Raw genomic sequence first — 23,296 nt, forward strand, 5'->3', positions numbered from 1 at the left:
AGCGGCCGTGCCTTGTGTGAGGCTTGAATCGGCCGCCCCGGCGGATTCAGCTTCGCGCAAGGAAGTTGCCTTAGTGTTCCGCGCATCGCAGGGCGGAGTCGGCGCGTGCTCAACACCTATACGAACTACCAGCTCATCGCCAAGGACATGGCCAAGTCCATCGACCGGGTCGAGGCCGAGCCGACGGTGAAGCGCGACACCGAATATTACCTGGAAAACATCACCAAGGTGAAGTCGATCGAGGACCTGATGAAGGACGATCGGCTGTTCCGCTACGCCATGAAAGCGCACGGCCTTGCCGACATGACCTACGCCAAGGCCTTCATGGTGAAAGCCATGAAGGAGGGCATCGACGACGAGGACAGTTTCGCCAACAAGCTGACCGACAAGAAATACTACGAGTTCGTAAAAACCTTCGACTTCGTTGGTTTCGGCGAGACGACGACCGTGCGCACCCGCGCCCAGCAGGGCACGGTCGACATGTATCTGCGCCAGACGCTGGAAGAGAATGCCGGCAAGCAGAACGAGGGCGTCCGCCTCGCGCTGTATTTCGAGCGGAAGGCCGGCGACCTGACCAATTTCTACGAGGTGCTGGCCGATCCTGCGCTGAGCCGCGTCGTGCGCACCGCGCTCGGACTGCCCGACTCCTTCGCCTCGGCCGACATCGACAAGCAGGTCAAGCTGTTCGAGGAGAAGATCGACATCGAGGATTTCTCCGATCCGGAAAAGCTTTCAAAATTCCTGCAGCGCTTCACCAGCCTGTGGGAGCTGAGCAACCCATCGCAGGGCAACGTCACGTCGCAGATGAGCGTGCTGTTTGCCCAGCCGGCCGAATACGGCATCTCCACCAACCTTCTCTTCTCCATCCAGAGCATGCGGAGGTAGAGCCTTGCAGGACGGACTCTACGTCGCCCTTTCCGCGCAGATAGCGCTGGAACGCCGGCTGAACACCATCGCCGACAATGTCGCCAATGCGTCAACGGTGGGTTTTCGCGCCACCGGCGTGAAATTCGAGGATGTGGTGAGCGGGCTCGGCGAGAAATCGGTCGATTTCACCTCCTCCGGGGACACCTTCATGTCGACCGAGGCGGGCGCGCTGCGCGAGACCGGAAATCCCTTCGACTTCGCCATCCAGGGCGACGCCTGGTTCGGGATCGAGACACCGGGCGGCACCGTGATGACCCGCGACGGACGCTTCACCATGCTGGATACCGGCGATCTCGTCACACTGCAGGGCTACCCGGTGCTCGACGCCGGCGGCGCGCCGATCCAGCTCGATCCGCAGAACGGCCCGCCGACCTCCGGCGCCGACGGTTCACTGCGCCAACAGGGCCAGCTTGTCGGCGCGCTCGGCCTCTACAATTTCGATCCGGGTGAGAACTTCATCCGCTACGGCAATTCCGGCATCATGCCGATGGGCGCGCCGGAACCGGTGATCGACCGCAACGACATCGGCGTGGCACAGGGCTTCCTGGAAGAATCCAACGTCAATCCGATGCTGGAGATGACGCGCCTGATCGGCTTGCAGCGCGCCTTCGAAAACATAGCCGCCTCTATCCGCAGCACCGACCAGACCCTTGGCGACGCGATCAGCACGCTCGGTTCGAAGACCTAGCGCAGACGCGGATATTCCCTTGCAAGCAACCCCTCATCCGCCTCGCTTCGCTCGGCACCTTCTCCCACAAGGGGAGAAGGTGGAGCTTCGCGTCAGTACCTCGGCAAATCTCCGGCGTTGGGGATTTGCCGCAGCGCATGCGCGAAACTCCCCCTTCTCCCCTTGTGGGAGAAGGTGCCGAGCGAAGCGAGGCGGATGAGGGGTGTTCCAGCCGGGCGGATCGGTCATGCCAGCAGCCACTCCCGACCCGCTCGATCTCCTGGAACGAAGCTGGGCGCGCTTTTCCGGTGACCGCACGCTTGTGCGCCGGGGCGGCAAGGTGGTCGAGGTCTCGCCCACCCATTATCGCGTCAGCGGGCTTTCCGGATCGGCCCGGCTCGGCGATATCGTCGAGTTGCGCGGCCACCGCGGCAGACGGCGCGGCGAGATCGTCCGGATCGGCCCGGACGACGTGATGGTCGCCCCATTCGACCGCGCCTCGGACGCCGGCATCGGCGACCTCGTCTTCATCCACGGCCCACTCTCGGTAGTGCCGCATGTGAATTGGCGCGGCCGGGTGATCGACGCACTCGGTCGCGCCATCGACAACGGCCCGACGATGATCGAAGGCGATCCGCGCCGCGCCGTCGACGCCGCGCCGCCCTCGGCGCTGGCCCGCCAGCGCGTCGGTACCGGTTTTCGCACCGGCGTGCGCGTCATCGACATCTTTACGCCCATCTGCTTCGGCCAGCGGCTCGGCATCTTCGCCGGCTCCGGCGTCGGAAAGTCGACGCTGCTCGCAATGCTAGCTTCGGCGGATGCCTTCGACACGGTCGTCGTCTCGCTGGTCGGCGAGCGCGGCCGCGAGGTGCGCGAGTTCCTGGAAGACACGCTGGGCGAACGCGGCATGAGGAAGACCGTCGCCGTCGTCGCCACCAGCGACGAGAGCGCCATGATGCGCAAGCGGGCGCCCGACACCGCCATGCGCGTCGCCGAACATTTTCGCGCTGAGGGCCATCGTGTGCTGCTGGTGCTGGATTCCATCACGCGCTTCGCCCACGCGCTGCGCGAAGTGGCGATCGGCACCGGCGAGCCGCCGATCTCGCGCGGCTATCCGCCCTCGGTCTTCACCGACCTGCCCAAACTGCTGGAACGTGCAGGTCCCGGCGCGGACGGAAGCGGCTCGATCACAGCCATCATCTCCGTGCTGGTCGACGGCGACGACCACAACGACCCGGTCTCCGACGCGGTGCGCGGCATTTTGGACGGCCACGTCGTGCTCGATCGCGCCATCGGCGAGCAGGGCCGTTATCCCGCCGTCAATCCGCTGGCCTCGATCTCGCGGCTGGCGCCAAAAGCCTGGAGCGACGACCAGCGGACACTTGTCGGCAAGCTGAAGGCGATGATCGCCCGCTTCGAGGACACGCGCGACATCCGCCTGCTCGGCGCCTATCAGGCCGGCGCCGACCCTGAACTCGACATCGCTGTCCGCCAGGTGCCGCTGCTCTACGAGGCGCTGAACCAGTCGCCGGGCGACCGGCCGTCCGCCGATCCGTTCGCCGATCTCGTCCGCCATCTCAAGCCCAGGGAAAAGCCGCATGGCGCCCAGCAGAACTGACCGCAACAAGGCGGCGACCAACAAACAGTCCGGCGACCGGCGCTTGTTCCGCGGGATTGTCGCGGGGCTTCTGCCGTTGAAGGCGCGCCGGCCACAATCCACACCGCCTGGAAAAACTGGAAAAAGAGGACGGCGTAGCGACCTGATCATCGCCGGCCTCGGCATCGCGCTCGGCTTCGGCTGTGCGGTGTTCCCCTGGTACATCTTCTTCAACCAGGACAAGTTCGGCATCCGGGCGATGAAATTCGAGGGCAATGCCGACCAGAAGCCGCCGATCATGCTCGGTTCCGACGGCGAACGCGTCGGCGCGCCGATGTCGGCCGAGGACATTCCTCCGATGCAGCTCGACCTGTTCGCTACAGGCACGATCGGCGCCGGGGCCAACGCGGAAGAAGAGGAAAGGTCCGCCGCCGAGACGCTCGACCAGCCGTTTCCCGGCGACGACGTGCGCTTCCGCCTCGTCTACGCCGCCGCCGGCCGGGCGATGATCGCCGACGAAACCGGCATGTGGGTGGTGCAGCGCGGCTCGCTACTGCCCGACAACAGCAAGGTCGCCGGCATCGAGCAGCGCAACGGCAAGTGGGTGCTGGTCACATCGGCGGACAAGGTGGTGGAACTGGAAGGCATGTAGCCTCCTCCGAACCGGCTCCCCTCCTCCCCACAAGCCCCGCGCAAGACTGGCTGCCTAGAGTCTGGGTGAACCGCCCGGAATCCGGATCAGCCTCGGCCATGCAGCCCGTCAACCTTTTTCACCTCGCCTCGCGACAGGCCGAATGGCTTTCGGCGCGCCAGGCCGCGGTTGCCGGCAACATCGCCAACGCCAACACCGGCGGCTATCGCGCCGTCGATGTCGAGCCTTTCGAAAAGGTGCTGGAGCGTACCGGCGTCAGCCTGACGGCCACCCAGGAGGGGCATTTCGGCACGCGCGTCACCGAGGCGAGTTTTGGCCACCAGGACGACGATCGCACCACGGCGATCCTGCCGTCGGAGAACACCGTGGTGATGGAGCAGGAACTGATGAAGGCGGGCGAGGTCGGACGCGCCTTCGAGATGAACACGGCGATCGTGAAAGCCTTCCACCGCATGATGCTGATGAGCGTGAAGTAGCGCCATGGACGCCCTTTCCGCCGCCCTGAAAGTCGCCGCATCGGGATTGAACGCCCAGTCCGAGCGGCTGCGCGTGGTATCGGAAAACCTCGCCAACGCACAATCCACCGGCAACGCACCCGGCGCCGACCCATACCAGCGCAAGACCATCACCTTCGCCGCCGAACTCGACCGCCAGAGCGGCGGCTCGAGCGTCGAAGTGCTGAAGATCGGCCGCGACGAGACGGATTTCCCGGTCGAGTTCATGCCCGGCCACGAGGCTGCTGACGAGAATGGCTACGTCAAGATGCCCAACGTCAACGTGCTGATCGAGATGGCCGACATGACCGAGGCCAACCGTTCCTACGAGGCCAATCTGCAAGTCATCAAGCAGGCGCGCTCACTTATCTCGATGACGATCGATCTGATGAGGCCGCAATCGTGATCACCGGCCTCGGCTCCATCAGCCCCAACTTCCTGACCGGCACCGCCGGCGGTGTGCTCAGCCCCACGACGCCCGTGGCAGGCAGCGCCACCGTCGACACCGGCGTCTCCTTCGCCTCCCTGGTGTCCGAGACAGCGGGCCGCAGCGTCGAACGGCTGAAGCAGGCCGAGCAGATGTCGGTAGAGGTGCTGCAGGGCAAGGGCGACATGCGCCAGACGGTCGATGCCGTGATGAGCGCCGAGCAATCGTTCCAGGCGGCGGTCGCCATCCGCGACAAGATCGTCACCGCCTATCTCGAAGTCAGCCGTATGGCGATCTAGGAGTTTCCGATGCGTGCCCTCTCCATCGCCGCTACCGGCATGAACGCCCAGCAGACAAATCTGGAAGTCATCGCCAACAACATCGCCAACATCAACACAACCGGCTTCAAGCGCGCCCGCGCCGAGTTCACCGACCTGCTTTACCAGGTTGACCGCATGCAGGGCGTGCCTAGCCGCGCCAATGCTAGCGTCGTGCCGGAAGGCGTCAGCATCGGCCTCGGCGTCAAGACGGCGGCGGTACGCAACCTGCACATCCAGGGCAATCTGATCAGCACCGGCAACAAGTTCGATCTGGCGCTGACCGGCAATGGCTGGTTCCAGATCGACGGCGCCGACGGCGAGACCCTCTACACCCGCTCCGGCGCCTTCAACACCAACGCCACCGGGCAACTGGTGACGCTCGACGGCTACACCGTGCAGCCCAACATCACCGTGCCGGCCGACGCGATCGAGGTTGTCGTCAACAAGTCCGGCGAAGTTTTTGCCCGTATCGACGGCCAGGTCGACCTGCAGAGCCTCGGTCAACTCACCCTCGCCAACTTTTCAAACGAGTCGGGCCTCGCGGCGATGGGCGATAATCTGTTCCGTGAAACCCCTGCCTCCGGTTCGGCCATAACCGGCGTTCCCGGTGATCCAGGTTTCGCCGAGGTAGAGCAGGGTTACCTCGAAGCGTCCAACGTCGATCCGGTGAAGGAGATCACCGAGCTGATCTCGGCGCAGCGCGCCTACGAGATGAATTCGAAAGTCATCCAGGCGGCCGACGAAATGGCGGCCGTGGTCTCCAAGAACATAAGGTGATGGCGATGCGCCGGCGCATTCTCCTCATGCTGGCGGCCCTTACGGCAATGTCCGGCGCTCTGCCGGCATCCGCCGGCGAGGTTGTGCTGGTGCCCAATCGCGTCATCTATCCCGGCGAGACGGTCGCCGCCGAGGCGCTCAAGGAAGTCATCCTCGCCGAGGGCAAGGTGCCGCCGGCGAATGTGGTGATCGCCCTGGCCGGGCTGGAAGGCAAGGTCGCGAAACGCACCTTGCTGCCCGGGCGCTATGTGCAGGCAAACGCGCTGCGTGAAGCCTTTCTGGTCGAAAAGGGCGTGCCTGTCGAAATGGTCTTCGTCTCCGGCACGCTGTCGATCTCCGCCACCGCCGTGACGCTGGAGCCGGGTGCGGCCGGCGATCTGGTCAAGGTCCGCAATATCGACAGCGGCAAGGTCGTGTCGGGCGTCGTCATGGCCGACGGCACGGTCAGGATCGGCGGCTGATGAAGCGTCTCTTCGCCCTGCTGCTGGCTGTCGCGATGGGTTGCCAGGCAACCCATGCCGACGACAGCCGCGCCGGGCGCAGGCTGGGCCCCGGCGACAGCGGCGCGGGCGACGGCATGGCGGGAGCCGGAGGCAACTATGGCGACCAGACCGTGCTTTACGATGGCCGCAACCTCACCACCGCTCGCATCAAGGACATCGCGCAACTTCAGAGTTCACGCGACAACCAGCTTGTCGGCTACGGTCTGGTGATCGGGTTGAAAGGAACCGGCGACGGGTTGCGCAACGCGCCTTTCACCGAGCAGTCGATCCGCGCCATGCTGGAAAACCTCGGCATCGCCAGCGAGGGCGGCCGCTCCCGCGCCAAGAACGTTGCCGCGGTGATCGTGACAGCCAACCTCCCGCCCTTCGTGCAGTCCGGCGCGCGTATCGACGTGTCGGTCTCGTCGCTCGGCGACGCGACATCCTTGCAGGGCGGCACGCTGGTGATGACGCCGCTCAAGGCTCCCAATGGCGAGATCTACGCGGTGGCGCAAGGCTCCGTCTTCGTCTCCGGATTCACCGCGCAGGGTGACGCCGAAACGCTGACGCAGGGCGTGCCGACCGCCGGCCGTGTCCCCAATGGCGCCATCGTCGAGCGCCAGGTCGAGGCCGAATTCTCCAATCTCGGCACGCTGATCCTGCAACTGCGCAACGCCGATTTCTCCACAGCCGTGCGCATCGCCGACACCATCAACGACTATTCCATGGAGCGTTTCGGCCGCCGTGTCGCCGCCGAGCAGGATGCGCGCACTGTCATCATCAGGAAGCCGGACCGCATCTCCGCCGCCCGCTTCTTCGCCGAGCTGGAAAACCTCGTCGTCGAAGCCGACGCGCCCGCTCGCGTCGTGCTGGACGAGCGCACCGGTACAATCGTCATAGGCAACGAGGTCAGGATTTCCCGAGTCGCGGTCAGCCACGGCGCATTGACGGTGCGCATCACCGAGACCCCAACGGTCGTGCAACCCGAGCCGTTCTCGGATGGCGTGACCGCCGTCGAACCCTTCACCACGATCGATGCCGGGCAGCCCGACGCCAAGGTCGCCGTGCTCGACGGTCCCGACCTGCAGACGCTGGTCTCCGGGCTCAACCGCCTTGGCGTTAAGCCGGACGGCATTATTGCCATCCTCCAGGGCATCAAGTCGGCCGGCGCGATGCAGGCCGAGCTTGTGGTGCAGTGAGGCAAGCGATGATGGCTATGGAGCGCACAGGAAGGTTCCGCTGGTCTCGGCCAAGCATCGCGGCAGCAATTCTGCTCGTCGCCGCGAGCATGCCCGCCGCCACCGAGACCATCCCGCTCTCGGGCACACAGTCGCCGTCCGAGATCGAGAAATTCTGCACCGGTATCGCCGATGCCGCACGCGACCGCCGCTATTCGCTCCAGGTAATGGAGTTGAAGAAGCTCAAGGACGACATAGACCAGCGCATCAAGCGGCTCGAGGAGAAGCGCGCCGAATACGAAAGCTGGATGAAGCGACGTGAGACCTTCCTCGCCAAGGCCGAGGACAATGTCGTCAAGATCTATGCGTCGATGAAGCCGGACGCCGCCGCCGAGCGCCTCGCCGAGCTCAACGTCAAGCTCGCGGCCGGTATCCTCATGAAGCTCGATTCCCGCAAGGCGGGCGTCATCCTCAACGAGATGAACAGCAAGGCCGCCGCGACGCTCACCGGCATCATGGTCAGCGCGGCGCGCAGGGAAGACCCGTCATGAAGAGAATTCTTGCCATTGCGGCGCTCGGCCTGCTCGCCGGCTGCGGCTCCAACTTGAAAGAGATCGGCAAGGCGCCGGCCATGTCGCCGGTCGGCTCGGGCGTGGCGCTGGTGCCTTCGTCGGAGAGCGGCTATGCCGAGCCGCAATCGCAGCCGGTCAAGCGCTTCTCGCTGTGGAACGACAAGCAGAGCCGGCTGTTCACCGATCCGCGCGCCATTGCCACCGGCGACCTCCTCACCGTCCGCATCTCGATCAGCGACCGGGCGAAATTCAAGAACGAATCCGATCGCAGCCGCGTGGCCGAGCGGACGATGGGTCTCACCTTCTCCGGCGACTGGAACGGTACGACGACCGGCGAGGCGAGCGGACGGGGCGCCGTCGGCTCGACCACCAGCACCGACGGCAAGGCCGCCACCGAGCGGTCCGAGGACATCGATCTCAGGGTGGCCGCAGTGGTCACCGACGTCATGCCCAACGGCAACCTGATGATCCATGGCTCCCAGGAGGTTCGCGTCAACTACGAGCTTCGGGTACTGACCATCGCCGGCATCGTCCGGCCCACGGACATCGGCCCGGAGAACACCATCTCCTACGACCGCATCGCCGAGGCGCGCATCTCCTATGGCGGCCGGGGCCGCCTGTCGGAAGTCCAGCAACCCGGCTGGGGTCAGCAGGCTGCCGACCAGCTCCTGCCCTTCTGACTGGGGCGGCAATGGCCATCACCGACCAGACCGCCGCGCCGATCAAGGGACCGTCGCTGATCCTGCAACTCGCCGTGCTGCTGGTGATGACGGCGGCGGCGGTCGGCGGCGGCTGGTTCGCCGGCGGCTATCTCGGCAGGGAAGGCGCCATGGAGGGAACGGCAGAAGCGGCACATGCGCCCGCCCAGAACCATGGCGCGCCTCCCGCTGCGGAAGGCGGGCATGCCGAGGAGGCGGAAGCCAATCCGCTGCTGGTGTCGCTGGCGCCAATGACCACAAACCTTGCGGCCCCGAGCCGCGTCTGGGTGCGCATGGAGCTGACGCTGCTGCTCGACGCCGCGCAGCCGTCCGACCTCATCGAGGCCATCCACCAGGACCTGTTCGCCTATATGCGGACGCTGAAGCTCTACCAGATCGAAGGCGCGAGCGGCTACCAGCATCTCAAATCCGATCTCGAGGAGCGCGCCCGCATCCGCAGCGACGGCCACGTCAAGCAGGTTCTGATCAGGACGCTGTTGTTCGAATGAAACGCCTCCTCGTCACTCTTGCGGCGCTCCTCGCCGCCACCGGCTTCGCCGCTGCCCAGCAGATCGACCTCGGCGCCATAGGCCAGGCCGACGGGACCACGATCGGCTACATCATCCAGATGTTCGGCCTGATCACGGTGCTGTCGATCGCGCCGGGCCTGCTGATCATGGCGACCAGTTTTACCCGCTTCGTCATCGCCTTCTCCATCCTGCGCGCCGGCATCGGCTTGCAGACGACACCCGCCAATCTGATCCTCATCAGCCTGTCTCTGTTCATGACCTTCTACGTCATGGCGCCGACTTTCGATCAGGCCTGGAGCAACGGCGTTAGGCCGCTGATGGCCAACCAGATCGACGAGACGGTGGCCCTGGAGCGCATCTCCGATCCGTTCCGCGACTTCATGGTCCGCAATGTCCGCGACAAGGACTTCGACCTGTTCGCCGACCTTGCCCGCGAGCGCGGCCAGACGGTGTCGAGGGAAAACGTCGACCTTCGCATCCTGGTCCCCGCCTTCATGATCTCGGAGATCCGCCGCGGCTTCGAGATCGGTTTCTTGATCGTCCTGCCGTTCCTGGTCATCGACCTGATCGTCGCCACCATCACCATGGCGATGGGCATGATGATGCTTCCGCCGACGGTGATCTCGCTGCCGTTCAAGCTGTTGTTCTTCGTGCTGATCGACGGATGGAACCTCCTGGTCGGCAGCCTTGTCAGGTCGTTTACTTAATTCGTAATCACGACACGGATTTGGACGTCCTGGTGGCGTTTTCACCCCAGTCAATCTTTTATTAACCTTCTGATTTATCCGTTTGGTAGCGAGTCGCTGCGATGGTCTCCCCTGCATGGCGGGGGTGATCGTTTGGTCATGGGCATGATGCCGCACCGTCATACCGGTCGATCCGGTATGCCTATTAGTACTGCTTTCAGTATGGTGAGTATCCATGGCCAGTATTATGACCAACGCGTCCGCAATGGTCGCGTTGCAGAACCTCAACGCCACCAACAAGAACCTCGAAATAACCCAGAGCCGCATCTCGACCGGCTTCCGCGTCGCCGAAGCTGCTGACAATGCCGCCTATTGGTCGATCGCTACCACGATGCGCTCCGACAACAGGGCGCTGTCGACCGTGCAGGACGCGCTTGGTCTCGGCGCCTCCAAGATCGACACTGCCTATACCGGCATGAACAAGGCGATCGAGCTGGTCAACGACATCAAGGTGAAGCTCGTTGCCGCCAACGGCGCTTCGGCCGCCGACAAGGAAAAATACGATATCGAGATCAAGGCCCTGCAGGGCCAGATCAAGAGCTACGCCGACGCCGCCACCTTCTCCGGCGCCAACTGGCTGTCGGTCGACACCACCAGCGGCCACACCACGGCCGGCACCTTCGACGACGTCAAGATCGTCGCCTCCTTCAACCGCAACGCGGCCGGCGCCGCCTCGCTGTCGACCATCGACGTGAAGGTCCAGGACATCAAGCTCTATGACGGCGGCTCGACCGACGGCACCACTGACGGCATCCTCGACGCCGTGCGCCTCGGCACCACCGGCGCCCGCCAGGCCGCTCCCGCGGTTGTCGTCCCCGGCACCGACGCCGCGACCGACACCTATACGGTCTCGACGCTCTCGGTGAAGGGCTTCAGCGACGCCCAGATCACCAAGATGCTGACGGTTACGGAAGCAGCCCTCAAGGAAATGACCACCGCCGCGACCAATCTCGGCGCATCGAAGACCCGCGTCGACCTGCAGAAGACGTTTACTGCAAGCATGATGGACTCGATCGACCGCGGCATTGGCCAGCTCGTCGACGCCGACATGAACAAGGAATCGACCAGGCTTCAGGCCCTCCAGGTCCAGCAGCAACTCGGCATCCAGGCGCTGTCGATCGCCAACGGCAACTCGCAGTCGATCCTGTCGCTCTTCCGCTAAGAGAAGACGAAGAACCGTCCAGGCAACAGCTTCGACGGGCCGCGCTTCGGGGGAAGCGCGGCCCGTCTGATTTATCGGAACAGCCCACGACTTTCGGCCCAAGCCCCTTGACCATCAGGCCAGGGATGCTCCTATCCAGCAATGATTGAAACCTCGCCTCTCTTCGCAACTATTCCAGGCGCCGCCGAAGTGGTGGACTGGTTCGGCTTCGTGCCGACCTTCCATGATGCCGAGGTGGTAGGTCTCGACCTGCGCCGACGAGCGCCCAGCCGCCTTAATGTTTATTTTTGGCGCGGGCTGAACCAGACAGATGAGCGCGGCCATTTTATCTGCGACAGACATGCCGTGGTCACGTTTGTGATGACAGACATCATCCACATCCAACTCAAGGGGTTCGGCCCCCCAGAACGTCTTGTCGGAGCTGGTCGTCAGGCGCGCTTTGGATCGGCCAGAAAGCCAGACCCACTACGTGACGGATCCATCTTCGGAAGACTACGAACTGGAACTCGGGCCTTGTTACGGCCTTAGCGGATACATTCGTTGCCGAGCTGTATCGGTCGAAATACTTGCAGGCAAGCCGCTAGACCTCCGGACATAGCCCGCTTCCGCGCTGTATTGCCTGCGCCAACAAAGCAGGCAATTCACCGTCTGCTAACCATAACGCTTATGCGTTTGGTAGCGTGTCCCTGCCATAGTCCGCTCAAGAAATGGCGGGCTGATCGTCAGCGCACGATCATGGGCATGATGCCACACCGTCATACCGGTCGATCCGGTATGCCTGTTCAGTACTGCTTTCCAGTAAGGTGAGTATCCCATGGCCAGCATCATGACCAACGCGTCAGCAATGACCGCGTTGCAGACCCTCAACGCAACCAACAAGAACCTCGAAGTCACCCAGAGCCGCATCTCGACCGGCTTCCGCGTCGCCGAGGCTGCCGACAATGCCGCCTATTGGTCGATCGCCACCACGATGCGGTCCGACAACCGGGCGCTGTCGACCGTGCAGGACGCACTCGGTCTCGGCGCTTCCAAGATCGACACGGCCTATACGGGCATGAACAAGGCGATCGAACTGGTCAACGACATCAAGGTCAAGCTCGTCGCCGCCAACGGCGCTTCGGCCGCCGACAAGGAGAAATACGACATCGAGATCAAGGCCCTGCAGGGCCAGATCAAGAGCTATGCCGACGCCGCCACCTTCTCCGGCGCCAACTGGCTTTCGACGGATACGACGACCGGCCACACCACCGCCGGCACCTTCAACGACGTCAAGATCGTCGCCTCGTTCAACCGCGATGCGGCGGGCTCCGTCACGCTGTCGACCATCGACGTGAAGGTCCAGGACATCAAGCTTTACGACGCCTTCGCCACCGCCACCGGCCTCAACGACGGCATCCTCGATGCCACTCGCCTCGGCACCACCGGCGCGCGCAACGCGGCCGCACAGGTTCCGACCGGCGGCGCCGTTCCGGCCGCCGGCGACACCTATACGGTCTCGACGCTCTCGGTGAAGGGCCACAGCGATGCCCAGATCGGCCAGATGCTGACGGTGACGGAAGCCGCGCTGAAGGAAATGACCACCGCCGCGACCAATCTCGGCGCCGCCAAGACCCGCGTCGACCTGCAGAAGACCTTCACCTCGAGCATGATGGACTCGATCGACCGCGGCATCGGCCAGTTGGTCGACGCCGACATGAACAAGGAATCGACCCGCCTGCAGGCCCTCCAGGTTCAGCAGCAGCTCGGCATCCAGGCGCTGTCGATCGCCAACGGCAACTCGCAGTCGATCCTATCGCTCTTCCGCGGCTAACAGCGCCGCCACCCATCTCGCCAACCGTTCAGCGGGCCGCGCTTCGATCGAAGCGCGGCCCGTTCAGCGTTTGGAGCCTCAAATCCGTAGCACCGCCAGCACCTTAAGACAGAATTAACCATGCTGCCTGTAATCATGGTTAAGCAAGGGTTACGGCGATCCACCTGATGCGCGATTGTATCGGCGTGATTCGCCGGACGATGGTCCGGTCAAGGATGAGGTGGGTTTCGTGTCGAGCATTATGACGAACGCTTCGGCGCTGACGGCGCTGCAAAGCCTGGCAGCCACCAACAAGTCGCTGGATACCATCCAGTCGCGGATTTCGACGGGATACCGTGTGGCGGAAGCCGCCGACAACGCTGCCTACTGGTCGATCGCTACGACGATGCGTTCCGACCGCGGCGCCATGTCGACGGTCCAGGACGCGCTCGGTCTCGGCGCCTCCAAGGTCGATACCGCCTACACCGCGATGAACAAGGCGATTGATCTCGTCAACGACATCAAGGTCAAGGTGGTTGCGGCAACCGGCGCGACCCCGGCTGACAAGGACAAGATCCAGACTGAAATCGCCACCTTGCAGTCGCAGTTGAAGAGCTATGCCGACGCCGCGACCTTCTCCGGCGCCAACTGGCTGTCGGTGGCCTCGACCATCGCCAACGGCCATACCGCCGCGGGCGTCCACAATGACGCGCAGATCGTCTCTGCCTTCAATCGCGACGCCGCAGGCACCGTCACGCTGGGCACCATCAAGATCAAGGTGCAGAACATCAAGCTCTACGACTCCGGCGCGGGCGCCGCCGACCAGGTCAACAAGGGCATCCTCGAAGGCCTTCGCCTCGGCACCACCGGCGTTCGCTCCAACACGGCGGTGAATCCAACCACGCCCGGCGCCGCTCCCGCCGCCACGGACGGTTACGCCGTGGCGACACTCACCGTCGTCGGCTATAGCGACGCGCAGATCGCGCAGATGATCAAAGTCGTCGACGAGACGCTCGGCGAGATGCAGGACGGCGCAGTCATCCTCGGCGCCGCCAAGAAGCAGATCGACCAGCAGAAGACCTTCACCACCAGCCTGATGGACTCCATCGAGCGCGGCGTCGGCCAGCTCGTCGACGCCGACATGAACAAGGAATCGACCAGGCTCCAGGCCCTCCAGGTCCAGCAGCAGCTCGGCATCCAGGCGCTGTCGATCGCCAACTCCAACGCCCAGCGCGTGCTCTCGCTGTTCCAGAACGGCTAAGCGAACGCCGAGGCAACGTCGGGATAGGGTTCAGGCGGGCCTGAGAATATCCACCTTGACTGGCTGGTCGAAGACCAGCCGTCCGTCGGTGTTGGATCTCGCGGCGGAAACCACAGCGTCGGTGATGGCTGAGCGGTTGCGCTCAACCACGTTTCGACGTGACGTGTCGACAGCGATGACGCGCTCCAGAAAAGCCGTTGCCGTATCGAAAACCTCTTGTCGGACGTAGCCGAAAGACCGGACGATTTGGAACTCGCCGGCCAAGACCGCAGCAGCAATCGCCGCCTGCGCGGCCTGCCGAACGATTGTTTCGTCCTCCACCAGCCGCAGCGCTTCGAAGAAATTTCCGGTCACCGTAGGCTCGATTACGACTAACACGCCATCCGGCTTCAGCACCCTTGCCGCCTCACTCAAGGCTGCGCGCATGGCCGCCTCGGGAACATGATGCAACGCATTAATCGTCACGGCGATGTCGAAAGCCGCGTCATCGAATGGCAGCGACTCCGCCACACCCGTGACGAACTTCGCCAGCGGAACCGTGGCGGCCGCTTGCCGAATTGCCTCCACCGCCGGATCGATTCCAGTCACCATGGCGCCTTCGCCCGAAAGCTGTTTTGCAAAGCCGCCCGAACCGCAGCCGATGTCGAGGATTTTGAGCCCAGCGATCGGCCATCGCACCGACCTGACAACAGCCAATGGACCGTCGATAAGTGCCATGGATGGACCCCCGCACTGGATCAAGCGAACCCACAATATCATTGCCTGCGTCGCAGGGAAGTTCCGCCTGATTGTCCGCTTCCTTAGGCTGTTTCATCCTCGCACAAGCTTCAACGTCTAGGCTGTCCTCGGAAAGCCGTGTGGAGCCGTGATCTGTGCCCGAGCAACTCCAGAAGATCGTCGCCAATCTGCAGGGCTTCGGGCCGCGCCGCCTCGCCATCATGGCCGGCGTCACGCTGCTGGTCCTGACGGTCCTCTGTGTCGCCTCGATCTATCTCAACCGCCCAGCCTACGAGACACTCTATGTCGGGCTGGAACGCTCCGACGTGAACCAGATCGGCCTGGTGCTCGCGGACGCTGGCATCGGCTTCGACGTCGCCTCCGACGGCACGACAGTGCTGGTCCCGGCAGGCAAGACGGCGGCGGCGCGCATGCTGCTCGCCGAGAAGGGCCTGCCGACCAGCGCCAATGCCGGCTATGAACTCTTCGACAATGTCGGCTCGCTCGGCCTCACCTCCTTCATGCAGCAGGTGACGCGTGTCCGCGCGCTGGAGGGCGAGATCGCCCGCACCATCCAGTCGATCAACGGCATCAAGGCCGCGCGCGTCCACCTGGTGATGTCGGAGCGCGCCTCCTTCCGCCGCGACGAGCAGCAGCCTTCGGCCTCCGTCGTCATCCGCGCCACCGACCTCGATGCCGCAAAAAGCGCCAGCGCCATCCGCTATCTCGTCGCCGCCGCCGTGCCCGGGCTCGGCGTCGAGAAGGTCACGGTGCTGGATTCCAGCGGCACCTTGCTTGCCGCCGGTGACGATCCGTCGAATTCCAGCGCCAGCCGCTCCCTCGGCGTCGAGCGCAATGTCGAGATGCAGATCGAGGACAACATCCGCCGTGCGCTGGCGCCCTATCTCGGCCCGGACAATTTCCGCGCCAGCGTCAAGGCCGACGTCAACACCGACATGCGCCAATCGGAAGAAACGATCTTCGATCCGGAATCGCGGGTAGAACGCTCCGTTCAGGTCGTCCGCTCCAACGAGAACACCAGCCAGCAGACGGCGGCGACGCCGACCTCGGTCGACCAGAACCTCCCCGAGACCCAGGCGCCGGCCACCGCCGGCCCGCAATCCTCCGAGCAGAGCGAGCGCAAGGAGGAAACCACCAATTACGAGATGAACTCCAAGCGCATCTCGACCACCAGCAACGGCTATACGGTGACGAAGCTCTCCATCGCCGTCGTCGTCAACCAGCAGCGGCTGGCAACAATCCTCGGCGAGGGCGCGACGCCGGAAAAGCTCGCCGAACGCATCGCCGACATCCAGAAGGTCGTCACCTCTGCAGCCGGGCTGGACGAGGCGCGCGGCGACAGACTGAACGTCTCGGCGGTCGAGTTCATCGACGGGCTGGACGGCAGCGAGGTCGCCATGCCCGGCATCATGGACAAGATCGGCCAGCATGTCGGCACCATGATCAACGCCTCCGCCTTCATCGTGGTCGTGTTCCTGCTCGCCTTTTTCGGCCTGCGCCCGATGGTCGCCGCCATGCGCACGCCGGCCACAGCCCCGGCGCTGCCCGGCCCGTCGTTCGACGAGGTGCAGCGTTCGCTGCCAAATCCGGAGAACGGCGAGGCCTCGGTTACCGCGCTTCCGGGCAGGACCGCCGCGCCGACGGCTCTCGACGACCTGCGCCAGAAGCTGAAACCGGCTCCGCAGGAGCGGCTGGCGCGCATGGTCGACCTCAATGAGGAACGCACCGCGCTGATCCTGCGCAAATGGGCGGCCCCGGAAGCGGCGGGCTGATGATGGCCGCGCTGAGGCTCATCGACGCCCTGCCGGATTTCGGCGTACCCGCCCGACCGGAGGTGCGCCCCGCCGCGCCCATGGCCGTCACCTCACCTCCACCGCCGCAAGTCGACATTGCCGAGATCGTCCGCGCCGAGGTCGAGCGGGCCGAGCAGGCGGTGATAATGCGCCTAACCGTCGAACACGAGGCCGCCCTGCTCGCCGAACAGCAGCGGCATCAGGAGGCAGTCGAAGCGCTCGCCGAAAAACTCGGCGGCGAGGCAGGCGCGGCGATATCGGCTCGCTTTGCCGAACTGGAACACGGCGTCGGCGAGCATGTTTCCGATGTCGTGGCGCGCCTGCTCGGCGGCGTGCTCAGCGACAATGTGCGGCAGCGTTCGTTGCAAAGCCTGGCCCACTCGATCGAGAGCGCCATCCGCGACACGGAATCTATGCGCATCGAGGTACGCGGCCCGCAGTCTCTCTTTGCCGGCCTGAGCGCCGTGCTTGCCGAGCGCGCCGCCAATCTCCATCACGTCGAGGCCGAAGGCTTCGATCTTTCCGTCACCATCGACGGCACCGTCTTCGAGACGCGGCTGTCCGAATGGTCGGCGGTCCTGTCGGAGATCCTCGCGTGAGCGCCGTCGATCCGCAGCATGGCCACCACGAGATCGTCATCGTTCGCCGCGGCCATGGCGATCATGACGAGGGCCACCACGGCGGCGTCTGGAAGATCGCCTTCGCCGACTTCATGACGGCAATGATGTGTTTCTTCCTGGTGATGTGGCTGATCAACGCCTCCAACGAAGAGACCCGGGCTGCGGTCGCCAGCTATTTCAACCCGGTCAAGCTGGTCGACCGCAACGCTGCCCGCAAGAGCCTCGAGGACGAGGGCGATGGCCCGGAACAGGCAGGCAGCGCGGCGGAAAAGAATTCGGAAGGCGGTGACTCCAAGGCCGGACCGTCGGTCAACGAAGGCACAGTCGAGAGTTCTGAGATCAAGAAGGAGGCCGACGCGAAGCTGTTCTCCGATCCCTACGCGGTGCTGGCCGAGATCGCGTCGGACACCGGCATCAAGCAGAACATCAGCGAGAAGGGCGACGGCGGCGCGCAGGTCGCCGGCCCCGCCACCGGCGCGTCCGGCGGCGAAGCCTACCGCGATCCGTTTGCGCCCGACTTCTGGTCGCAGCAGGTCGCGCTGCCCAGCGAGGCGGAAGCCAGCGCCGAGCCGAAGCGCACCGAAGAAACATCAGCCGGGGCGCCGCCGGCGAAAATCGAGGCCGCGGTGGAGGAGCCACCTCCGGCCAAGGCTGCCGCCGCTGACGCCAAGCCGCTGCCGGCATCCCCCTCGGCGCCGCCGTCCGGGGCAGCTGTATCCAAAGACCTGACAGCCCCACCCTCCGAAAAGCCCGCATCACCGCCGGAAAAAGCCGAGCCCACGCCCGAGACCGTGAAAGCAGCCGACCAGATCCGCAGGGAACTGGCCGAGGAACTTCTGCCGGGCGACAAGATGAAGGACGGCATCTCGGTCGTCGCCACCGGCAAGGGCGTCCAGGTCTCGGTCACCGACCAGCTCGAATTCGGCATGTTCGAGATCGGCTCGGCGCTGCCGCGCCGCGAACTGGTGCTCGCCATGGAAAAGATCAGCCAGGCGATCGGCAAACAGAAAGGCACCGTTACCATCAGCGGCCACACCGACGCCCGGCCCTACAAGGGCAATGGCTACGACAACTGGCGGCTTTCCACCGCTCGCGCGCATTCGGCCTATTACATGCTGGTGCGCGCCGGTCTCGACGAGCGCCGCGTCACCGAGGTTTCCGGCTTTGCCGACCGCAAGCCGAAGGACGGCGCCGATCCGCTTGCCGCGATCAATCGCCGCATCGAAATTCTGCTTGAGATCGGCGGATGAGGTTTTTGGCGCCGGCCGCCGCACTGTTGGGTGCATGTGTGCTCTGCGCCGCCGGCGCTCGCGCGCAACCGACCGACGACATGCCGGAGCTACAGCCCTATCAGATGGTACGTTCGCTGCAGCATGTGCAGGACCGCGTTGCCGTCGGCGACCATGCCGCCCTGCCGATCCAGCGCCGCCTTCTCGAAATGATCGACGAGCGCCTGCGCAAAGCAAGCGCGGCCGAACTCATGCAGCCCACCAATCTGCAAGCCATGCTGGTCTACGCGATGAGCGGCGGCAATCCGGCGACGCTGAAATCCATCCTGCTCCGGCTGCACCTGGAGGAACGCGACAGCCGCATCGCGGCCGGCATCCTCGGCTACCTCAATGGCGGCACGCGCAACGCCGCGGCGGTATTGAAGCCCGTCGACCCGATGCAGGAACCGGCCGAGATCGGCTCGTTCATCGCGCTGCTCAAGGGCTCGCTGACCGCGCTCGAGGACCCGGTGGGCGCGCTGAGGATGCTCGACCAGGCGCGCCTGCTCTCCCCAGGCTCGCTGGTCGAGGAAGCAGCCCTTCGCCGCTCGATCACGCTTGCCGCGACCGTCGAGGATCCCCAGCGTTTCGTGCGCGCCCTCGACCAGTATGCGCGCGGCTACATCCGCTCCCCCTATGCCAGCCAGTTCGCCGACGCTCTGGTGGCCGGCGTGATCAAGCTGCAGGACAAGCTCGACCTCGCCTCCGTCGACGCGGTGGTCGCGCTGATGAATCCTGAGCAGCGCAAGGTGGTCTACCTGCGCATAGCGCGCCGCGCGGCGATCGAGGGTTTCGTGGCGCTGTCCAAATATGCCGCGGCCAAGGCCGACGCCGTGGACATTCCGTCCGAGCAGGAGAAGGACCCGCGCTTGCTGCTCTATACCAGCCTGACCAGCGTCGCGACCGAGCCGGCGGACGTCATCCGCGAGCGCATCGGCAAAATCGACCGCAAGAAGCTTTCGGAAGGCGACCGCGAATTGCTCGATGCCGTGCTGGCCGTCAGCAACGGCATCGTCGACAAGCCCGCGCCGTTGGCGCCCATTGCCATACCGCCGAAGCCTGATCCCGCCGTGGCCGAGAAGCCGGCCGTCTCCTTGCCGATCGCGGGGGCGCCAAACGATGCCGCCCCAGGCGCGCCCAACCACGACGATGCCGGTCAGGCGGATATCGCTCCCGAGAAAGCCAGCCCCGAAGACGCCGACATTCCGCCAGTTGTGGAAGCATCCGCCGAACCGCAGGAAGCCGAGCCAGCCGTGGACGAAGAGCCTGCGCTGGCCGAACCAGCCGCTCGGCCGGAGATGGCGGCCGACGGACCGGCCTCCACTACCGCCGCAGCCGGCAAGGCCGCGGCTCCTGCCGATCCCGTCGATGCGGCCGTCGCCGATGGGCGTAAGCGACTTGCCGAAATCGATGCATTGCTGGCGGGAGCCGAGGATTGAAAACGACGGATATCACCAATCCCGGACTGCTCCCGCCAAAACACGCAAAACACGCGCTTCGCGGCGCCGGGCATCCCAGCGACGGAGCGTTCTCGAAACTGGTCCGCCCGATCGAGCCTGCCGCTACAGCACGTGCGGCGCGCGGCGAACGCATCGACGCCTCCGCTCGCCATATCGCTGCGCGCGACCACCAAGCCGATGCAACGCAACCAGAGACTTGGTTCGTCGGCCATCTGGAGCGAGGCACTGGGCAGGAAGTCCATCATGACCGCCCCGCCCCCACCTATGAGCGTGCGGGCAAGGACTCCGAAGTCATTGCGCCGGACGATCATCCGCGACGCAAGGGCGAGTCGGATGCATCCGATGCAGACACAATGCAGTCCACCGGGACGCCGGCCGCCGCCGTCACGACGCCGGACCTCCCAGAATTGCCACGGCGACACAACGGCGCAAAACGGTCCGCGGACATGCCGGCCGAGGCAAAGCCTGATCTCCCAAGGGTTACAACAGGCTCAAGCAACATCCTCGACGGAAAACACGAAGATCCAGGAGCCGGCGCAGCAGCCCCGCCTATTGATGTGGCGCGAAGCCCCACCGCAAACGCCCCGGTCGAAAACCGGCTGAAGCCGACATTCGCCGCCGACGCCGAACGGCCTTCACATCACGATGCCGATCGGCATCCGGCGCCTGCCGGCCCTGCAGCGAAGTCCTCAAGCATCGTGGTCACGCCGATACCGGCCGAACCTGTCAAGACCAGGCAGGCCCATGCCGAACTGGCTCCCGCCGAAACGCATCTTACTCAGGCGCCCACAGGCTCCAGCCAGCCGATCCCGGATCATCACGCCAACCAGCGAGCGCCATCTCCCGACAAGGCGACCAATTCCGCCGCACGCAGCCCAGCAACTGCGGCAAATGCCCCGGTCGCGACGGCCTTCACGTCGGACCCGCTTGCTATTGCCCAACCCGATCGGACCGCCGTTCAAACCGAAGCGTCTTCCGCTTCCCCCTCGCTTGTGTCCCTAAGATTGCCAGGTCCGGCAGAGTCCCCGACAGAAGGCGAGCCGGCGCAAACAGAGACCGTCATCAGTAGCACGCCGCGCGCGGACGATTTGACGACGAGAGGAACGGAGGCGCCGGCTCGACCGCCCCCCGCACCATCGGCCAGGCCCGTCTCTGCCTTGAACGAACCCATATCGGCCGGGCTCGAACCGCAGACCGCGTCGACCGACATTGACAGCGAGGGTGCGGCCGACATGCCGAACCCCGACCCGCCGGCCGGACCAGCACTCCCCACAGCAATGGCGGCAGCAGCGTCGATTACGACAGCGGGCAAAGAGGCACCGCCGATCCTGTTTGCCGCTAAAACATCGTCCGATGCCACCGATCTCCCGGCATATCGGCCGGCTGCCGCGCAGATACCGGCCAATACCGTGGCGCAAATCGTCTCGGCAAGGTCCGAACCCGTCGCCGCACCCACGGCTATGGCACAGGACGAGCCGGTCCGCCTTGCACCCCCGACATCCGTCCAGCCAACTCTTTCCATCGCATCAGCTTCCGTGGAGGAGTCCGCGATACCGGCCCAGACGGCGCGACCGATGCAGCCGGGCGCCACAGCGACGGCATCCGACCTTCCCGATCCAGGAGTCGGGACCCCGCCCCCATCATTTGCCGTCGAGCTCACTGCTGCTGCGGCACGTTATGTGAACCGCCAGTCGGCACGGGCCGAGGACACCAGCCCGGCCGCCCGGGCGTTTGACGGCCCGGCCGCCACGCCGACGGAGCCACCAGACGAGGCCCGGATATTTGCTCCGCGGGAACCGCCCCGCGCACCCCTTCCGGCGATGATGTGGCGGACGCTTTCGCCGGCGCCGGCCACTGCGACCCCGGACATGGAGCGTCAGGCGTCGCCGGACCAGGCCCTGGAGCCCCCTGTTTCGGATACCGTGCCGACAACGAAGGACGACGATGCGGAGATCGACGCCAAAGGCCCTCCCGAGCCCGGCCGCTCGACTCAACCAAGCGTGGTCACGGGTCCGCTCAAGTCAGTCGAAACCGCGACCCAACCTGCCTCCCCGCCTCTCGCTGTCGCCGCGGCGATTCTTTCCGAACCGACCTGGCGGGCAACCCCTGTTGCACAGACGACACAGTCACAATCCGTTCGTACGCAGCCGGTCCTCAAGAGCCTTCAGGTGCAGCTCAATCCCGAACATTTGGGGGTGGTCATAGCCACGTTGAGCATGTCGGGAACACAACTGACAGTCGAGCTCAGCGTCGCCACGCGCGAGGCGCATGACCGGCTGAAGGGAGAGGAACAGGTGATCGAGAAAGCCGTTCGCTCGCTCGGCTACGACGTCGGACAGATTTCCATAATTCAATCTTTGATCGTTCAAAATATGCTCCCGCGCACCGATGCCACGATGCCGCAACCCATGGCGCAGGGCCGCGACCAGCCGAACGGCGGCATGGGTTCGGGCGACGGCGGCAACAGGTCCGGCAGTCAGCAGGGAGGACGTCATGACGGCAATGCTTCGGGTGCTTTCGGCGGTACGGCCTCGCGCGATGCTGATCGGCGCGGCGGCGTTTATATCTAGCGCCGGTTTCGCCGCAGCAGCCGGCAACCCGTGCGAACCAGAGATTCTGCGCGCCGCCGAGCTCTACGGCGTACCCGTCGGCATCCTCTATGCCGTCGGCCTGACAGAGACGGGAAACAAGGGCAGCCTTCAGCCCAATGCCCTGAATATAGAAGGAAAAGCAGTTTTTCCGGCAAGCCGCCAGCAGGCGCTTTCGGCTTTCGCAAAGGCCCGCAGCGAAGGCAAGACGCTCATCGACCTCGGCTGCATGCAGATCAACCACCACTACCATTCCAGGCACTTCACCAACGTCGGCGACATGCTCGATCCGCGCAAGAACGTCGATTACGCGGCGCGTTTTCTGGCAAGGCTCCACGCCCGCCACGACACCTGGTCGATGGCCGTCGCGCGCTATCACGCCGGCCCCGACAACGACCCAGCGCAGAAGCGCTATGTATGCCGCGTCATCGCCAACATGGTCGCCACAGGCTTCGGCAAGTGGACCACCAACGCCCGTTCATTTTGCAACTTAAAGTAGCAATACCGCCTAGACCTTTTCATGTCGGCCAGGTCGCCGCTGCGTGCCGTC

The 23,296-nt window shown here is 64.8% G+C and carries 25 protein-coding genes; 24 read left to right on the top strand and 1 reads right to left on the bottom strand.

The window, feature by feature from the left end:
• Window positions 1–105 precede the first annotated feature (105 nt).
• From ACH196_RS19325 to ACH196_RS19410, 18 genes are all read left to right on the top strand, one after another.
• Complete coding sequence (locus ACH196_RS19325; RefSeq protein ID WP_396648551.1) at window positions 106–885, top strand: DUF1217 domain-containing protein; 780 nt, start codon at window positions 106–108, stop codon at window positions 883–885.
• Window positions 886–889: 4 nt separating this feature from the next.
• Window positions 890–1,615 (top strand): flagellar basal-body rod protein FlgF, encoded by a 726-nt coding sequence (gene flgF / locus ACH196_RS19330; RefSeq protein WP_396648552.1) that lies wholly within the window; start codon window positions 890–892, stop codon window positions 1,613–1,615.
• A 226-nt stretch (window positions 1,616–1,841) separates the two neighbouring features.
• Window positions 1,842–3,212, top strand: a complete 1,371-nt coding sequence (fliI, locus tag ACH196_RS19335; RefSeq protein ID WP_396648553.1) for a flagellar protein export ATPase FliI — start codon at window positions 1,842–1,844, stop codon at window positions 3,210–3,212.
• Window positions 3,193–3,843: a hypothetical protein gene (locus ACH196_RS19340; RefSeq protein ID WP_396648554.1), complete on the top strand. Its 651-nt coding sequence runs from the start codon at window positions 3,193–3,195 to the stop codon at window positions 3,841–3,843. Before fliI ends, ACH196_RS19340 begins: the two co-directional genes overlap by 20 nt.
• Before the next feature lie 98 nt (window positions 3,844–3,941).
• Window positions 3,942–4,319, top strand: a complete 378-nt coding sequence (gene flgB / locus ACH196_RS19345; protein ID WP_396648555.1) for a flagellar basal body rod protein FlgB — start codon at window positions 3,942–3,944, stop codon at window positions 4,317–4,319.
• A gap of 4 nt (window positions 4,320–4,323) precedes the next feature.
• Entirely contained in the window at window positions 4,324–4,743 is a 420-nt protein-coding gene (gene flgC, locus ACH196_RS19350) for a flagellar basal body rod protein FlgC (protein WP_396648556.1), read from the top strand.
• Window positions 4,740–5,063, top strand: coding sequence for a flagellar hook-basal body complex protein FliE (locus ACH196_RS19355; protein ID WP_396648557.1), 324 nt, complete (start codon window positions 4,740–4,742; stop codon window positions 5,061–5,063). The genes flgC and ACH196_RS19355 overlap by 4 nt, the downstream gene beginning before the upstream one ends.
• A gap of 9 nt (window positions 5,064–5,072) precedes the next feature.
• Entirely contained in the window at window positions 5,073–5,861 is a 789-nt protein-coding gene (gene flgG / locus ACH196_RS19360; protein ID WP_396648558.1) for a flagellar basal-body rod protein FlgG, read from the top strand.
• Window positions 5,861–6,322 carry a flagellar basal body P-ring formation chaperone FlgA gene (flgA, locus tag ACH196_RS19365; protein WP_396648559.1) on the top strand — a complete coding sequence of 154 codons (462 nt, stop codon included), beginning with the start codon at window positions 5,861–5,863 and terminating at the stop codon, window positions 6,320–6,322. Before flgG ends, flgA begins: the two co-directional genes overlap by 1 nt.
• Entirely contained in the window at window positions 6,322–7,542 is a 1,221-nt protein-coding gene (locus ACH196_RS19370) for a flagellar basal body P-ring protein FlgI (RefSeq protein ID WP_396648560.1), read from the top strand. The genes flgA and ACH196_RS19370 overlap by 1 nt, the downstream gene beginning before the upstream one ends.
• Before the next feature lie 89 nt (window positions 7,543–7,631).
• Window positions 7,632–8,072 (top strand): MotE family protein, encoded by a 441-nt coding sequence (locus ACH196_RS19375; protein ID WP_396648589.1) that lies wholly within the window; start codon window positions 7,632–7,634, stop codon window positions 8,070–8,072.
• Window positions 8,069–8,773, top strand: a complete 705-nt coding sequence (flgH, locus tag ACH196_RS19380; RefSeq protein WP_396648561.1) for a flagellar basal body L-ring protein FlgH — start codon at window positions 8,069–8,071, stop codon at window positions 8,771–8,773. The genes ACH196_RS19375 and flgH overlap by 4 nt, the downstream gene beginning before the upstream one ends.
• Before the next feature lie 11 nt (window positions 8,774–8,784).
• Window positions 8,785–9,300 (top strand): flagellar basal body-associated protein FliL, encoded by a 516-nt coding sequence (gene fliL, locus ACH196_RS19385; protein WP_396648562.1) that lies wholly within the window; start codon window positions 8,785–8,787, stop codon window positions 9,298–9,300.
• Window positions 9,297–10,028, top strand: a complete 732-nt coding sequence (gene fliP, locus ACH196_RS19390) for a flagellar type III secretion system pore protein FliP (protein WP_396648563.1) — start codon at window positions 9,297–9,299, stop codon at window positions 10,026–10,028. Before fliL ends, fliP begins: the two co-directional genes overlap by 4 nt.
• A gap of 214 nt (window positions 10,029–10,242) precedes the next feature.
• Window positions 10,243–11,229 carry a flagellin gene (locus ACH196_RS19395; protein WP_396648564.1) on the top strand — a complete coding sequence of 329 codons (987 nt, stop codon included), beginning with the start codon at window positions 10,243–10,245 and terminating at the stop codon, window positions 11,227–11,229.
• Between the two features lie 141 nt (window positions 11,230–11,370).
• Window positions 11,371–11,757, top strand: a complete 387-nt coding sequence (locus tag ACH196_RS19400; RefSeq protein WP_396648565.1) for a hypothetical protein — start codon at window positions 11,371–11,373, stop codon at window positions 11,755–11,757.
• A 286-nt stretch (window positions 11,758–12,043) separates the two neighbouring features.
• Complete coding sequence (locus ACH196_RS19405; protein ID WP_396648566.1) at window positions 12,044–13,039, top strand: flagellin; 996 nt, start codon at window positions 12,044–12,046, stop codon at window positions 13,037–13,039.
• A 229-nt stretch (window positions 13,040–13,268) separates the two neighbouring features.
• On the top strand, window positions 13,269–14,279 hold the full coding sequence (locus tag ACH196_RS19410; RefSeq protein WP_396648567.1) for a flagellin: 1,011 nt from the start codon (window positions 13,269–13,271) through the stop codon (window positions 14,277–14,279).
• 30 nt (window positions 14,280–14,309) lie between these two features.
• Here the strand turns inward: ACH196_RS19410 and ACH196_RS19415 are convergent, their stop codons facing one another.
• Window positions 14,310–15,038, bottom strand: a complete 729-nt coding sequence (locus ACH196_RS19415) for a class I SAM-dependent methyltransferase (protein ID WP_396648568.1) — start codon at window positions 15,036–15,038, stop codon at window positions 14,310–14,312.
• Between the two features lie 113 nt (window positions 15,039–15,151).
• Between ACH196_RS19415 and fliF the strand changes: the two genes are divergently transcribed.
• From fliF to ACH196_RS19445, 6 genes are read left to right on the top strand one after another with little or no spacing between them, the layout of a single operon-like run.
• A complete protein-coding gene (gene fliF, locus ACH196_RS19420) occupies window positions 15,152–16,789 on the top strand; it encodes a flagellar basal-body MS-ring/collar protein FliF (RefSeq protein ID WP_396648569.1) in 1,638 nt (545 codons plus the stop codon).
• Entirely contained in the window at window positions 16,789–17,409 is a 621-nt protein-coding gene (locus ACH196_RS19425) for a hypothetical protein (RefSeq protein ID WP_396648570.1), read from the top strand. The genes fliF and ACH196_RS19425 overlap by 1 nt, the downstream gene beginning before the upstream one ends.
• Window positions 17,406–18,680 (top strand): MotB family protein, encoded by a 1,275-nt coding sequence (locus ACH196_RS19430; RefSeq protein WP_396648571.1) that lies wholly within the window; start codon window positions 17,406–17,408, stop codon window positions 18,678–18,680. Before ACH196_RS19425 ends, ACH196_RS19430 begins: the two co-directional genes overlap by 4 nt.
• The gene (locus tag ACH196_RS19435) at window positions 18,677–20,137 is read left to right on the top strand and encodes a chemotaxis protein MotC (protein ID WP_396648572.1); all 1,461 of its coding nucleotides are present in this window, start codon (window positions 18,677–18,679) and stop codon (window positions 20,135–20,137) included. The genes ACH196_RS19430 and ACH196_RS19435 overlap by 4 nt, the downstream gene beginning before the upstream one ends.
• Window positions 20,134–22,728, top strand: coding sequence for a flagellar hook-length control protein FliK (locus ACH196_RS19440; RefSeq protein ID WP_396648573.1), 2,595 nt, complete (start codon window positions 20,134–20,136; stop codon window positions 22,726–22,728). The genes ACH196_RS19435 and ACH196_RS19440 overlap by 4 nt, the downstream gene beginning before the upstream one ends.
• Complete coding sequence (locus ACH196_RS19445; RefSeq protein WP_396648574.1) at window positions 22,697–23,245, top strand: transglycosylase SLT domain-containing protein; 549 nt, start codon at window positions 22,697–22,699, stop codon at window positions 23,243–23,245. Before ACH196_RS19440 ends, ACH196_RS19445 begins: the two co-directional genes overlap by 32 nt.
• The last annotated feature ends 51 nt before the right edge of the window (window positions 23,246–23,296 follow it).

The sequence above is a fragment of the Mesorhizobium sp. IMUNJ 23232 genome (assembly GCF_044326205.1).
Lineage (GTDB): Bacteria > Pseudomonadota > Alphaproteobacteria > Rhizobiales > Rhizobiaceae > Kumtagia.

What these genes read in the sequence shown, in the direction of transcription:
- fliI (WP_396648553.1), top strand. Translation starts at nt 1,842, where the DNA reads ATGCCAGCAGCCACTCCCGACCCGCTCGATCTCCTGGAACGAAGCTGG.
- ACH196_RS19340 (WP_396648554.1), top strand. Translation starts at nt 3,193, where the DNA reads ATGGCGCCCAGCAGAACTGACCGCAACAAGGCGGCGACCAACAAACAG.
- flgB (WP_396648555.1), top strand. Translation starts at nt 3,942, where the DNA reads ATGCAGCCCGTCAACCTTTTTCACCTCGCCTCGCGACAGGCCGAATGG.
- flgC (WP_396648556.1), top strand. Translation starts at nt 4,324, where the DNA reads ATGGACGCCCTTTCCGCCGCCCTGAAAGTCGCCGCATCGGGATTGAAC.
- flgG (WP_396648558.1), top strand. Translation starts at nt 5,073, where the DNA reads ATGCGTGCCCTCTCCATCGCCGCTACCGGCATGAACGCCCAGCAGACA.
- flgA (WP_396648559.1), top strand. Translation starts at nt 5,861, where the DNA reads ATGGCGATGCGCCGGCGCATTCTCCTCATGCTGGCGGCCCTTACGGCA.
- ACH196_RS19370 (WP_396648560.1), top strand. Translation starts at nt 6,322, where the DNA reads ATGAAGCGTCTCTTCGCCCTGCTGCTGGCTGTCGCGATGGGTTGCCAG.
- ACH196_RS19375 (WP_396648589.1), top strand. Translation starts at nt 7,632, where the DNA reads ATGCCCGCCGCCACCGAGACCATCCCGCTCTCGGGCACACAGTCGCCG.
- flgH (WP_396648561.1), top strand. Translation starts at nt 8,069, where the DNA reads ATGAAGAGAATTCTTGCCATTGCGGCGCTCGGCCTGCTCGCCGGCTGC.
- fliL (WP_396648562.1), top strand. Translation starts at nt 8,785, where the DNA reads ATGGCCATCACCGACCAGACCGCCGCGCCGATCAAGGGACCGTCGCTG.
- fliP (WP_396648563.1), top strand. Translation starts at nt 9,297, where the DNA reads ATGAAACGCCTCCTCGTCACTCTTGCGGCGCTCCTCGCCGCCACCGGC.
- ACH196_RS19395 (WP_396648564.1), top strand. Translation starts at nt 10,243, where the DNA reads ATGGCCAGTATTATGACCAACGCGTCCGCAATGGTCGCGTTGCAGAAC.
- ACH196_RS19400 (WP_396648565.1), top strand. Translation starts at nt 11,371, where the DNA reads ATGATTGAAACCTCGCCTCTCTTCGCAACTATTCCAGGCGCCGCCGAA.
- ACH196_RS19405 (WP_396648566.1), top strand. Translation starts at nt 12,044, where the DNA reads ATGGCCAGCATCATGACCAACGCGTCAGCAATGACCGCGTTGCAGACC.
- ACH196_RS19415 (WP_396648568.1), bottom strand. Translation starts at nt 15,038, where the DNA reads ATGATATTGTGGGTTCGCTTGATCCAGTGCGGGGGTCCATCCATGGCA.
- ACH196_RS19425 (WP_396648570.1), top strand. Translation starts at nt 16,789, where the DNA reads ATGATGGCCGCGCTGAGGCTCATCGACGCCCTGCCGGATTTCGGCGTA.
- ACH196_RS19435 (WP_396648572.1), top strand. Translation starts at nt 18,677, where the DNA reads ATGAGGTTTTTGGCGCCGGCCGCCGCACTGTTGGGTGCATGTGTGCTC.
- ACH196_RS19445 (WP_396648574.1), top strand. Translation starts at nt 22,697, where the DNA reads ATGCTGATCGGCGCGGCGGCGTTTATATCTAGCGCCGGTTTCGCCGCA.